The sequence below is a fragment of the Pseudomonas sp. MTM4 genome (assembly GCF_019355055.1).
In the GTDB taxonomy this organism is placed as follows: Bacteria; Pseudomonadota; Gammaproteobacteria; order Pseudomonadales; family Pseudomonadaceae; genus Stutzerimonas.
The window spans coordinates 4,239,810-4,252,534 of record NZ_CP048411.1 but is presented as its reverse complement, the minus strand read 5'-3'; the positions used below and the strand labels follow the sequence as shown (position 1 = coordinate 4,252,534).

General features: G+C 61.1%; 12 protein-coding genes. 7 read left to right on the top strand and 5 right to left on the bottom strand.

Annotation, left to right across the window (positions count from 1 at the left end):
- Window positions 1–101 precede the first annotated feature (101 nt).
- Together GYM54_RS19555 and GYM54_RS19550 are read right to left on the bottom strand one after the other, a co-directional pair.
- Window positions 102–1,166: a porin gene (locus GYM54_RS19555; RefSeq protein ID WP_131651158.1), complete on the bottom strand. Its 1,065-nt coding sequence runs from the start codon at window positions 1,164–1,166 to the stop codon at window positions 102–104.
- Between the two features lie 241 nt (window positions 1,167–1,407).
- Window positions 1,408–2,529 carry a beta-ketoacyl-ACP synthase III gene (locus GYM54_RS19550; RefSeq protein ID WP_181101771.1) on the bottom strand — a complete coding sequence of 374 codons (1,122 nt, stop codon included), beginning with the start codon at window positions 2,527–2,529 and terminating at the stop codon, window positions 1,408–1,410.
- 297 nt (window positions 2,530–2,826) lie between these two features.
- On the opposite strand from GYM54_RS19550, the gene GYM54_RS19545 reads away from it, so the two are divergent.
- The gene (locus GYM54_RS19545) at window positions 2,827–3,357 is read left to right on the top strand and encodes a hypothetical protein (RefSeq protein ID WP_181101773.1); all 531 of its coding nucleotides are present in this window, start codon (window positions 2,827–2,829) and stop codon (window positions 3,355–3,357) included.
- 107 nt (window positions 3,358–3,464) lie between these two features.
- Here the strand turns inward: GYM54_RS19545 and GYM54_RS19540 are convergent, their stop codons facing one another.
- Window positions 3,465–3,677, bottom strand: a complete 213-nt coding sequence (locus GYM54_RS19540) for a DUF3820 family protein (RefSeq protein WP_181101775.1) — start codon at window positions 3,675–3,677, stop codon at window positions 3,465–3,467.
- 293 nt (window positions 3,678–3,970) lie between these two features.
- Between GYM54_RS19540 and GYM54_RS19535 the strand changes: the two genes are divergently transcribed.
- The 4 genes from GYM54_RS19535 to GYM54_RS19520 all read left to right on the top strand — a co-directional run bounded on the left by GYM54_RS19535 (window position 3,971) and on the right by GYM54_RS19520 (window position 8,494).
- Window positions 3,971–5,365, top strand: a complete 1,395-nt coding sequence (locus tag GYM54_RS19535) for a cytochrome B6 (RefSeq protein WP_181101777.1) — start codon at window positions 3,971–3,973, stop codon at window positions 5,363–5,365.
- A 128-nt stretch (window positions 5,366–5,493) separates the two neighbouring features.
- Window positions 5,494–6,018: an ankyrin repeat domain-containing protein gene (locus GYM54_RS19530; RefSeq protein ID WP_131651153.1), complete on the top strand. Its 525-nt coding sequence runs from the start codon at window positions 5,494–5,496 to the stop codon at window positions 6,016–6,018.
- Between the two features lie 175 nt (window positions 6,019–6,193).
- The gene (locus GYM54_RS19525) at window positions 6,194–7,417 is read left to right on the top strand and encodes an MFS transporter (RefSeq protein WP_131651152.1); all 1,224 of its coding nucleotides are present in this window, start codon (window positions 6,194–6,196) and stop codon (window positions 7,415–7,417) included.
- Between the two features lie 135 nt (window positions 7,418–7,552).
- On the top strand, window positions 7,553–8,494 hold the full coding sequence (locus GYM54_RS19520; protein ID WP_197445461.1) for an alpha/beta hydrolase: 942 nt from the start codon (window positions 7,553–7,555) through the stop codon (window positions 8,492–8,494).
- A 15-nt stretch (window positions 8,495–8,509) separates the two neighbouring features.
- Here GYM54_RS19520 and GYM54_RS19515 read toward each other — a convergent pair whose 3' ends face one another.
- Window positions 8,510–9,640 carry an aldo/keto reductase gene (locus tag GYM54_RS19515; RefSeq protein WP_197445462.1) on the bottom strand — a complete coding sequence of 377 codons (1,131 nt, stop codon included), beginning with the start codon at window positions 9,638–9,640 and terminating at the stop codon, window positions 8,510–8,512.
- Between the two features lie 243 nt (window positions 9,641–9,883).
- Window positions 9,884–10,825 carry an alpha/beta fold hydrolase gene (locus GYM54_RS19510; protein ID WP_181101783.1) on the bottom strand — a complete coding sequence of 314 codons (942 nt, stop codon included), beginning with the start codon at window positions 10,823–10,825 and terminating at the stop codon, window positions 9,884–9,886.
- A 449-nt stretch (window positions 10,826–11,274) separates the two neighbouring features.
- Here GYM54_RS19510 and GYM54_RS19505 point away from each other — a divergent pair, with 449 nt between their 5' ends.
- Together GYM54_RS19505 and GYM54_RS19500 are read left to right on the top strand one after the other, a co-directional pair.
- Window positions 11,275–11,703 carry a response regulator gene (locus GYM54_RS19505; protein WP_181101784.1) on the top strand — a complete coding sequence of 143 codons (429 nt, stop codon included), beginning with the start codon at window positions 11,275–11,277 and terminating at the stop codon, window positions 11,701–11,703.
- Window positions 11,704–11,714: 11 nt separating this feature from the next.
- Window positions 11,715–12,713 (top strand): sensor histidine kinase, encoded by a 999-nt coding sequence (locus GYM54_RS19500; protein ID WP_181101786.1) that lies wholly within the window; start codon window positions 11,715–11,717, stop codon window positions 12,711–12,713.
- The last annotated feature ends 12 nt before the right edge of the window (window positions 12,714–12,725 follow it).

The following is a 12,725-nucleotide window of genomic DNA, read 5'->3' as shown; positions in this document are numbered from 1 at the left end:
ATCGGAAAACAAGAATAAGACTGAAAAATGTCAGCCAAATGACAAACCGGGCTGCCCCTATGGGAACAGCCCGGTTTGTTTACCCATCCCGCCAAGCAGGATCAGAAGTCGTAGCGCAGCCCCACGGTGAAGGCAGAGGCTTGCTCACCGAAAGCGTCATCGGAGCTGGATGGGTTGGCGGAGCGGCCTTGGCTCCACGGGTTCATGCGAATCGCGTCATCGTTGTCCAGCACTGCGTAGTTGGCATAGACACGGACTGCCTTGTCCAGCTTGTGCTCGACACCCACGACCCACATATCGGCGTCAGCATCATCCGCGTCGGCGTCGCGGGTCATCCACATGGCCTTAAGCGCGGTATTGGAAGCGATCTTGTATTCGCCACCCACGCCATAAACGTCCGACGTCCACAGGTCGCGCTCCAGATCCGAGGCATCAGCATCGTCATACTCGATGGTCTGATAGAAGCCAACCAGCTTGAACGCGTCGGTCAGCTTGTAGGCTGCAGCGGCACGAATCCCATCACGCTCGCCACGACTGGTGTCCTCTTCAGCCTGCTCGTATGCCAGAGATGCCTCGAGCGGGCCACCGGCGTAGTTCAGCGACATGCTCATGGAGTCACTGTCGAGCGCATCACCTTCGTCATCCAGCTGTACCGACTGACCTTCATGGACCGAGTAGGCCAGCTTGGCGTTGAAGCCACCGAAGTCAGGCGTGGTGTACTGGATGGTGTTGTCGTAGCGCTCATCGAAACGGGCATCGCCGACACGCGTCAGGTTACGCATGTCACCGACCTGATCACCGAACAGGTTGGCCGGACCACGGGCGACCTTGAACGGGCTGTCGAAGCGACCAATCTGCGCCGCACCGAAGTTGCCACTCAAGCCAACGAAGGTGTCACGGGTGTTGAAGCTGCTGCCGTTATCGGAGCCAAACAGAACTTCCTGCTCGATCTGGAAGAATGCGTTCAGATTCGGGTTGATCTGGTGGTCACCCTTGAAACCCAGGCGCGAAGAGTTGCTCGACAGGTTGGTTTCGGAATAGTCGGCACCGTCATCCAGAAAATCCACCGACACGTGCGCACGGCCGTAGATGCTTATATCGGCCATTGCCACAGCCGGCACCGCCATCGCAGCACCAACAGCAATCGCAATCAACTTCTTCTTCATCGGAAAAGCTCCTTCGGTTATGAAACGTCGTCCTGCGAGTGACATGACGTCGTCTTGTTCGACGGAGGCGATTATGGGAAGCCGATGTGACAGAAGATTTGCCGCAATATGACAGTTCAAAGTTGTGGGAACTTTCTGCAATGGGCATTGCAGAGCGGTCCAAGCGGACCGCTGGAAGCAGGCGAGAAGGTGGGAAATACTGCGCGCTGCCTCCCGGTTCGAGAGGCAGCGGACGCGGGGATCAGCGCTTGCGCAGGATCACGCTGCCAATCGAGTAACCGGCACCGAAAGAGCTGAGCACACCAAGGCTCCCAGCCGGCAGGTCGTCCTGGTGCTTGTGAAAGGCAATCACCGAGCCGGCCGAACTGGTGTTGGCGTAGGTGTCGAGAATCACAGGCGCCTCTTCGGCGCTGGCGTCGCGACCCAGCAGCTTGCGCACGATCAGGTGGTTCATGTTGAGGTTGGCCTGATGCAGCCAGAAGCGCTTGACCGAGCCGACCTCAATATCGTTTTCCTTCAGGTGCTCGCCGATCAACTCGGCCACCATCGGGCAGACTTCCTTGAACACCTTGCGGCCTTCCTGGACGAATAGCTTGTCCGGGTTGGTCATGTATTCCTCGGCGGTGCGGTTGAGGAAGCCGAAGTTGTTGCGGATGTTGTTGGAGAATTCGGTCACCAGTTTGGTGCTGATGACATCCCACTGATGCTTGGAGGTCGCCAGGTCGGCGCGCTCGACGATCACTGCGGTGCAGGCGTCGCCAAAGATGAAGTGGCTGTCGCGATCGCGGAAGTTCATGTGGCCGGTGCAGATTTCCGGATTGACCATCAACACTGCCCGCGCCTGGCCCAGTTGCACCGCGTTGGCAGCGTTCTGGATACCGAAGGTGGCCGAGGAACAGGCGACGTTCATGTCGAAGCCGAAGCCCTTGATGCCCAGTGCCGCCTGCACTTCGATGGCTACCGCCGGGTAGGCACGCTGCAGGTTGGAGCACGCCACGATCACCCCGTCGATGTCCGCGGCGGTTTTGCCCGCTCTGGCCAGTGCCTCTTCGGCGGCTTTCACCGACATTTCGCAAAGAATCGACCACTCGTCATTGCTGCGCTCGGGAATGCGCGGAACCATGCGGTCGGGATCGAGGATGCCGGCCTTGTCGGTCACGAAGCGGCTCTTGATACCGGACGCCTTCTCGATGAAGGCTGAGCTGGACTCGGGCATCGGCTGCACTTCACCAGCTTCGATGGCAGCGGCATGCTCGGTATTGAAGCGGAGCGAGTAAGTGTTGAAGGACTCCACCAGCTCGTCGTTGGAAATGCTCTGGGCAGGGGTATAAAGGCCGGTACCGCTGATGACGACGTTATGCACAGTCGTTCCTCTTGAATATTGGCTGATCGTTGTCTGGCGTCGGAACAGAGCGATGCCGGCAGCGCCGATCGCTAGCCTCATCCCGCATCTGTTTTATATGGCGGCTATTGTGCACGAAAACCTGACAGAAGCTGCAGCCGCGCGTTGAAAAGCGGACAAGCAGATCACAGGTCGGCAATCGTAGCGCCGGCCACGCTGTCGGCCCCGGTACCGCCCCATATTGCTCATCAGGGCAGTTACTGCCGGCCGCAACCGGCTTACGTTATTCTTGCGCGCCCAACAAGCCAGGACCGCCCGATGAAAGATTCACTCGCCGAATTGATCCGCCTCATCAGCTCCGGCTGCATGAGCGATGAGGAAATCAACCGCGTCGCCGACGAAGCCGCGCAGGCCTATGCCGATCCCCAGGGCTTTCTGCAGGCCAATCCGGATATCAATTACGACGATGACTTCCCCATTCCACTGGGCGAATGGGTGGTCGTCGGCAGCCTGCCGGACACGGTGCTGTTCCAGGCCGACGACTATCAGGCATTGTTCGAGCAGATCCGCGCCTCGTTTGGCGAGAGCGTCAACTTCGTGCTGCAACCCAAACAGCTGGCCAAGACCGAGCCCTTGAAGGCGCTCAACCGGATCCAGACGCAACTCGGCGCGCTCTACCCCGAGAAGGGCGGCTACGTACTGGTGGACTTCAGCGAACCGCTGGATAACGAACTTCAGGCGGTGCTGGTCTACACCTGCGACGTCGAGCGAGTGATGGCGCTGGCCGTAGAAGTCGGCATTTACGCCGCGCCTGCGTTGGCCGCACTGCAGGCGGAACTCGGCGAATAACTCACAACACCGTAGGGCCGATCTTGTTCGGCCTCGGTGGAACGGGATGCCGCTTTCTATCTATCGGCCCTCAGCAGAACCGGCCGAATAAATTCGGCTCTACAGGTTTAGCGTCGGCGTAGCGGTTCGAGCAGGGGCGACAGGCCGTTGTGATCGATCTCCTGCATCAGCGCCAGCAACTGGCCGATTTCCCCCGGCGGGAAACCCACCCTGGCGAACCAGTTGAGGTAGTTGCCCGGCAGGTCGGCGATCAGTCGCCCCTTGTACTTGCCGTAGGGCATGGTCTGGGTCACCAGACGTTCGAGATCTTCGGGTTTCATGTACGGCATTCGCTTCGGCGGGAGCGGGATATTGCCACAGCCACCCGGCTTCGACAGATCCGTTACGGCACCTTTGGCTTGGATCATTTCTGCATAAAAGATGCAATGTTCCCTAATCCGGCTATAAGGCAATGCGCTATCAAACACACTTAGCTCACGGCAGCCGTGCGCTGCGCGCATACATTGCCGCTACATAGTGAAGAGTCTATCGCCCCAATAGCCTGAGCCTATTTTCCCACGCTGCGATTCGCTTCTAGGCCTTCAATACCTACCAGCCCGTGAGGAAAACAATAATGAAGACCTGCAGCGCTCCCTTGCGCCTGGCCATTGCGCTCGGCGCCACCCTCGTTCTGCCTTGCGTAGTACATGGGGCCGAGGGCGAAAAGCCGTCCAGCTACCATCCGGTGAGAATCACCGAGCACTTCGACTCGATCATGCAGCGCATGAAAGCGGAAAAACCGGCAATCCGCGAAACCCACATGAGCTTGCTGGAGCAGCGCTACGACCTCAGCGACACGCCCGATGATGAGGTCACCATGGCTCGCGGCAAGCCGATCCAGACTGGCGTGCGGGTCAAGCTGGCGGACGGCAGCTGGGAGGAACTGGCCAAGCTCAGCCCCGAGCAGATTCGCCAGCAGAAACGCTTTCCGGCCGGCTTCATGCCTCTGCCGCATCCCAACCATCCCGAAGGCGGCATGGTTTTTCCGCAGTTCCAGATCGATGAGGTCAACGAAATCGAGGGCCGAGACCTCACCCGTTTCGATCTGGATTTCGATCTGCCCGATCATTTCCTGCCGGAATTCCCGGCACCGATCTATCTCACCACCCGACCGGATCTGGGCGATGTGTCCCAGGGCAAACTGGTGAACATCCGCAACTACTTCGAGATGTTCAACGGCATTCTCAATCCCAAGCAACTGGAAGGCCTGCGGCTGCTGGTCACGACTTTTCCGCAACAGCAATTCAACGCCACCGACGACCGTCGCAGCGAGCATCCGCATACGGGCGTCGCCTGCTTCGATTGCCACGCCAATGGTCACACCAACGCCTCCACCCACCTGGCGGGCGATGTTCGGCCACAGGAATTCCGCCACCGCATCGACACCCCGACCCTGCGCGGTGTGAACGTCCAGCAGATATTCGGCTCGCAGCGGGCGCTGAAGACGGTTGAGGACTTCACCGAATTCGAGCAGCGCGCAGCCTACTTCGACGGCGATATCGTCATGGCCGCAAAGAAAGGCGTGAACGTGCTCGATCGAGGCAGCCAGGTGCATTTCATGGGTGAGTTCCAGGCCCTGCTCGACTTCCCGCCGGCCCCGAAGCTCAACGTCGAAGGCCGTCTCGATCCGGCCAAGGCCAGCGAGCAGGAACTGCGTGGCGAGCAGATATTCCACGGCAAAGGCGCCTGCGCCAGCTGCCACGCGCCGCCCTACTACACCGACCATCTGATGCATAACCTGCAGACCGAGCGCTTTTACGAACCGCAGGAATACAACGGAGTGATGGCGGTGGGCGACGGACCGATCAAGACCTTCCCGCTACGCGGCATCAAGGATTCGCCGCCGTACCTGCACGATGGGCGCCTGCTGACGCTGGACGATACGGTGGAGTTCTTCAACCTGGTGCTGCAGCGCGGTCTGAATCAGGACGAGAAGGCCGATCTGGTGGCCTTCCTGCGCACCCTTTGAACACCAACCGATAAAACCGGTCTATGCGCCGGATAGCCTATGCAAGCACGCCAACCGGCGCAGCGCTTGGCACAATGGCGACCGCTGGCCAATCGAGGCCAGCGGTTGCGCATATTCGAGGAGCCAGCATGAGCCAAGCCGACAAACCCAAGCCCCAACTGGACGACGCCGCCCTCGCCTTTGCCGAGCAGGTGTTCGACAGCACCCGTCAAGGAGACGCCGCGCGTCTCGCCGACCTCCTCGGCCGGGGCCTGCCACCGAATATCCGCAACCACAATGGCGACAGTCTGTTGATGCTCGCGGCCTATCATGGCCATCGTGATGCAGCGCGCGTACTGCTGGAAAACGGAGCCGACCCTCAATTGCGCAACGACAAGGGCCAGACACCCCTGGCAGGCGCGGCCTTCAAGGGCGATTTGGCGATGATCAAGCTGCTGCTCGAACATGGCGCCGACGTCGAGGGCGCATCGCCCGATGGCAAGACCGCCCTGATGATGGCCGCGATGTTCAACCGCACCGAGATCGTCGAGTACCTGATTGCTCAGGGCGCGAACCCTCAGGCTGCCGACAATAATGGCGCCACGCCACTCGCTGCCGCGGCGCTGATGGGTGCCGCCGATACCCACGCGCTGTTGAGCAAGATCGGCAGCTAACGACAACTGCATTTCTGCTCTCTACGGGTCGCCGGGTACAACGGTCCGTGGCGCGCCGTTGAACCATCGCGCCGCCGTTCGATCTCTGTGTTCTGAATCGATCACCGGCGGCCCTCCCCTTCCGGGCGCCTTATCGGGATAATCCGCGCTTTTCCAATACCATCCGAGGCCAACCATGACGGCGCACGCCAATCCGTCGACGCAGCGCTTTTCGCCGCGCGCCATCCTGTTGATCGAACTGGCGCTGGCCATGGGCGGATTCGCTATCGGCACCGGCGAGTTCGCCATCATGGGGTTGATGCCCAACGTCGCGCAGGGCCTAGGCATCAGCGAGCCGCAGGTCGGCCACGTGATCAGCACCTATGCGCTGGGCGTCGTGGTCGGAGCGCCGCTATTGGCGATTCTCGGCGCGCGGCTGTTTCGCCGGCATTTGCTGCTATTGCTGATGGGCTTCTTCGCGCTGGGCAACTTCGCCAGCGCCATGGCGCCGGACTATCACTCACTGATGCTGTTCCGCTTCATCGCCGGCCTGCCCCACGGAGCCTATTTCGGCGTGGCAATGCTGGTGGCCGCCTCGATGGTGGCGCCGGATCAGCGCGCCAAGGCGGTCAGCCGTGTACTGGCCGGGCTGACCATCGCCATGCTGATCGGCAACCCCATCGCAACCTGGCTCGGACAATGGCTCAGCTGGCGCTGGGCATTCGGGCTAGTGGGGCTGATCGCGCTGCTGACAGTGTTGCTGGTGGCAATCTTCCTGCCGCTCGACCGCGACGAGCCACGCACCAACCCGATGCGCGAGCTGCGTGACTTCAACCGCAAGCAGGTCTGGCTGGCGCTGGCGATCAGCTCCGTCGGGTTTGCCGGGATGTTCTGCGTATTCGCCTATCTGGCGCCAACGCTGCTGGAGGTCACCGGAGTCAGCGAGCGCTGGATCCCCGTGGGCCTGGCTGCCTTTGGCCTGGGCGGCATTATCGGCAATCTGTTCGGCGGTTGGCTGTTCGATCGGTTGCGCTTCAAGGCGATTCCCTTGTTGCTGCTCTGGAGTATCGCGGTGCTGCTGGTGTTCCCCTTCGCCGCGCACTCGCTGTGGACTATCCTGCCGGCGGCCTTCGCGGTGGGCACGATGGTTTCTCTGTCGCCAGCGCTGCAGACGCATCTGATGGACGTCGCCGCCGATGCCCAGACGCTCGCAGCGGCCTCCAACCACGCCGCATTCAACATCGCCAACGCGCTCGGTCCCTGGCTTGGCGGGCTGGCCATCAGCGCCGGGCTCGGCTGGACCTCGACCGGCTACATCGGCGCGGCGACCGGAGCGGCTGGTTTGCTGGTGTTCTGGTGGGCCTGGACGGCACGGAACGAACCGGCGCATGGCGCTAGCGTGGCAGCGGCCTGTGACTGAGCGGCCAAGTCACTGACAAGGCGATCAACCCGAACGGCGCCGTAATCTGCGGTAAAGACTTCTCGTCGCCCGCCGCTTGCGCAGCTGGCAGACCGCACGCTCAATGCCGGCTCAGCAGGAGGAACCTGAGCCGTCATGTCGCAATTCCCGTTGTTTCGCACCCGAACCCGAATGTTCGCCTCGTTGGTCATGGCAGCACTGCTGGCCCTGCTGCCAGTCGGCTGTTCCATGCTCGAACAGAAGGAGCGCGAGCTGGTGTTCCGCATCGAGCCCGGCACCGCCAGTTGGTACCGCGGGCTGCCGGACAGCGTCGAGGAGCTGGAACTGACCACGCCGGCGTTCGGCGACAGCCAGAACATCCATGCTTGGTGGTGGCCGGCCGAGCAGGTCGACGCGCCTGCCGTGCTCTATCTGCATGGCTCGCGCTGGAATCTCACCGGCCATCTGTTTCGCCTCGAGCAGCTTCGTTCGCTAGGCTTTTCGATACTGGCCATCGATTACCGCGGCTTCGGCCAAAGCCTTGGCGAGCTACCGTCCGAGGCCAGCGTTTATCAGGATGCGCGCATCGCCTGGGATCACTTGAAAACGCTTCAGCCCGACGCTGACAAGCGCCTGATCTACGGCCATTCATTGGGCGGAGCGGTAGCCGTGGACCTAGCCGCCGAGCTTGGCCGCGAGGCCGAACGTCGCGACGAGGCACCGGCCGCGCGCGCACTGATCATCGAGTCCACCTTTACCAACCTGGCCGACATCGCCACCGAAGTGGCCGACACGTCCTGGCCAATCCGTTGGCTTCTCTCGCAGAAGTTCGATTCCATCGACAAAATCGACCAAGTCGGCATGCCTCTGCTGGTGGTGCACGGCACGGCCGATCAATACGTGCCGGCACGCTTCAGCAAAGAACTCTATGACGCCGCTCAGCAACCAAAACGCCTGCTGCTGATCGAGGGCGGCACCCACAACAACAGCATGCGGCTTGGCCGGCAGTCCTATCGCAGGGCTCTGGACGAGTTGCTCAGTGGCAGCGGCAATAAGCCAGGCGATACGGCGACGCGCGCACCAGGCGCGGCGGGCTAAAGCGCCGCAGCATCGTCAACTGGGAGTCGGTGCGTTCTCTTCGATCAATCCGGCTTGTTTGGCTGCCGACCAGAACTCGCCCGTCACCTGGTCGGACATCGATGCTACGTTCTCACGCACATGCTCGGGCTTACTTGCGCCGGGAATGATCGCCGATACCACCGAGGGTGCGTTGGCAAATTGTAACGCCGCAGTACGCAGATCCACTTGGTGCTCGCGGGCCAACTGACGATAGCGTTCACGCTTGTGCTGAATCTCGGGCGGTACGTCCTGGCTGTAATTGAAATAGTCATTACCAGCCAGATACCCGGAATTGAGCGGCGCTCCGACGACTATCGAGACGCCTTGTTTTTCCGCCGCGGGAAATAACTGATTCAGCGTATCCTTGTGCTTGAGCAGTGAATACTGGGTAGCGGAAAGAATGATGTCCGGATCTGACCGTTCAATGGCACCAAGCGCAGGCGGCAACGTGTTGACCCCCATGCCCCACGCCTTGATCAGTCCCTCTTCGCGCATTTTTACCAGCTCTGGCATTGCACCTTTGACCGCCACTTCAAAGTGTTCTTTCCAGCCTTCGCCCATGTCGACATTGTCTGGCGACAGGTCGTGTATGAACACCACATCCAGGCTGGGCACGCCCATGCGCTGCAGGCTGTCTTCAATGGAGCGGCGGGTACCGGCTGCGGTGTAGTCATACTCGTAGTTGAAATTGCTGACGCCCTTCCAGTCGTCGTGCGAATAGCCGGGTTCAGGCTTCAGCAGACGGCCTACCTTGGTCGACAGTATGTAGGCGTCATGCTCTCGAGCAGAGAGCAGCATGGCGTGCCGTCGCTCGCTGAGCCCGAGACCATACCAGGGTGAAGTGTCGTAGTAGCGAACCCCGAGTTTCCAGGCCTCCTGCAACAACATCAGCGCCTGCTGCTCGGACATCTCACGGCGCATATCACCCAGCCCGATCGCACCACCGAGACCGAAGCGATACAACGGCCGGTACCGCTCATGATTGCCGCTGTTCATCGGCAGGCTATTGGGCGACTGGCTTGCCTGTGTGCTGTCGGTCCGCGCTTGGGCATACGCCAGCATAGGCGACAAGGCGAGCCCAATTCCGCCTAGCGCAGCGGTCGAGATAAAGGAGCGACGGTACATGCGAAACCTCCGTAGCGTTGATAGACAGCCGCCAAAAGGAAGGGCGTCTGTCTAGCGACCCTAGGTTCTTGCGAGGGTTTCCCTGAACCGTTTCATTCATCCGAATCTACCGATGGCAAGCACCCAATAGGTACCTGCTTGGTCGGCTTGCTATCTGAACGCCACGGACTGAGCGAAAACTGCGCGTTCACGTGCATAACCCATGGAGCGCCAAGAGGTTGCGTGGAATTAATATCCCCGGCATCAACCCGGATCGGCAGCGGGGTCGGTAACAAGCTCGACGATGGCCGGCGCTTCAGGCGCAAGGGCTTCGAACAGTGGCCAGGGATTGTGGCCCTTACCGATCCACTCCAGCGTCGATTGCCAGAAGCCGTCGCGGTGCCGCTCACGGAACAGATCGAAGTGCCCGACCTTCTGCATGCCCAACGCCTCCGGGCTGAGCTGGACGTGCTGCCTGTGGCTGTTGCGGTAGTAATCAAGGCCACGGCGAAGGGCCGGAGGGGTTCCGTACTCGTCGTCAGTCACGCTGACCGCCAATATCGGCGCACGAATCGCCGCAAAGCGCTGCAGTACTTCGTCGCGCTCGTTTAATGGATAGCTGGCCTCCAACCGGGCCCGGCGAAACGCCCATTCGTGGGCGACACCCGCGGGCAGGTCTTCCAGCCAGCCCAGCCGCCGTCCGGGAAAATAACCGTACAGCGCGGTCACAGCTGGCATGAACAGATGCCATCTGGCGAACATCTGCCAGCGCTGCGCGGGAGCATAATCACGCCAGTAAGCATATTGCGCACCGACGCTGAGAAAGCGATCGACCTCGGTCGCGGCCCTGGCAAAACCCGGCATGAAGCCGCCAATACTGTGCCCCACCGCAACCAGCAACCCGTCCGGGTCGCGCTGGCGCATCCAGCGCACGGCCGCATCGAAATCGTAATCGCCCCAGTCGCGCCAGCGGATGCCTGCGCCACGCAAATTCGCCGGCCGAGAACCACCGATGCCGCGGTAGTCATAGGTCAGCACTGTGTAGCCCTGCTCGCGCAGGAAGCCGGCGTACCGGGCGTAGTAGCGCGCCAGCACGCCGGTCGCGCTACTGACGATCACCGAGCCGCGCGCCTCGCCCGGCGGTAGCCAGAGTTGCGCGGCGAGCTGATAACCATCGCGGCACGGCAGAAGGATGTGCTTGGGCATAGCTGATCGTCGCTCCGTGGGCCTCATGCAACCTTGCCCGCTCGGACGGATTTTGGCCAGCACAGCCGTAGAACCTGTTGGGACGACAGCCGCCTCTCACCGCACCGGCCGCTACAAGATGGCGAGATAGAGATTCTGGTGGGCTAAGCAAGGCGCTGCCCGGCCCACCATAGCAAGCAAAGCATGGCCTGGGCCTCAGGCACAGAACGCGGCTATAAAAGGCTGTCGAAGGACGCCGACGAACTTCCAAATCCGCGCACACGGCAAACATCACCAGCTAGCGAACCTTCACGGAACTGGTGCCATCATTCGCCCTCTAAGTGGCCACCATCGCACAGCCAGCGGTCACGTCCGGCGCGCTGTCGTTGCTACACTTCGCGCCCTGCCGTCTGCCAGTACATGAGGCCACAGGACGGTTGCCACTCTCCTTCGATATCGAAAAGGAAGCCATGCGTATCCTGTTGGTTGAAGACGATCCCATTCTCGCGCTGATAGCCGCCTCAGCGTTGGAGGACGAGGGTCACCAGATCGTCGGTCCTGCCTATGACGACGAGCAAGCCATGGCCCTCGCCGAAACCCAGAGCGCCGACATTGCACTCGTCGATATCAACCTTGCAGGACATGATGAAGGCATATCGCTCGCCCGTAGCCTGCTGAAGCTGCACGGTATCGCCTCGGTGTTCGTCAGCGGTCAGCTCGAGGCGGCGCGCAGTAACGCCGATGCCGCGCTAGGCTTGTTGCGTAAGCCGTACGAGCCAGGCGACCTGGCGCTCAGCGTAAGCATCGCGCAGGCGATGCTCAATGGCGGCCCGGTGTTGCCGATACGCGTGCCGGCTTCACTGGAAATCTTTTCCCCTGGCCGCGCCAGCGATTGTTAAGGACCCGGAACATGAACCAAACGGACAGCATTGCGAGCGGGCAGATCGATGGCATGGGTGAGCGCGAGTTTCGCGAACTGGCGGACAACGCCCCTGTGATGATCTGGCGATCACGCACAGACAAGCTCTGCGACTGGTTCAACAAACCCTGGCAGGATTTTTCCGGCAAGACTCAAGAACAACTGTTCGGCTATGGCTGGACGGACGACGTCCATCCAGAGGATTTCGACCGCTGCGTGGCAACCTATACGAATGCCTTCGATGCCCGTGAGTCCTTCACCATGCCCTACCGGCTGCGCCGTAGCGATGGCGTTTACCGCTGGTTTCTGGACAACGGCGCGCCCTTCTTTCGCAATGGCGAATTCGCTGGTTATTTCGGCAGCTGCATCGATATCACCGAGCAGCGCGACCTTGAGGAGCACCAGCGGGTATTGCTGGCAGAGCTCAACCATCGGGTCAAAAACAACCTGCAGCTGATCATTTCCTTCCTGCAGTTATCCAAGAACCGCGCCCGCGGGGATGAAGCGAAGACCCTGCTACAGGGTGCGATCAGCCGCATTCACGGTGTCGGCGCGGTGCAGAACGAGTTGCACAAATACAGCAGCGGTACGGTGGACCTCGCCGAATACCTGCCCAATCTGGCACGCAATGTTTTGAGCATCGAGAGCGGCGAAAGCGCCACCCTGGTGACCGAGGCGCAGAGCGTTAAGGTCCCGTTCCAGACCGCTTCCAACCTCGGTTTGATCGTCAATGAGCTGATGATCAATGCCATCAAGCACGGCGGAGTGGATCGCGTGTTTCTCACCGTCAAGCAGACCGGGCCGGGAATGGCTGAAATCTGCGTCGCCGATCAAGGCCGTGGTTTCAGCGAAGAAGCCCTCGCCGACGACGTCCCACGCGGCGGAGCCAAGGGCATGGAGCTGATCGGGGCGCTGGCGCGAAGCTTCAAGGCGACCGTCATACGGCGCAACCAGAACGGCGCGCAGGTCACCATCAGCTTTCCCTACTGAGCGCCGGGCGCG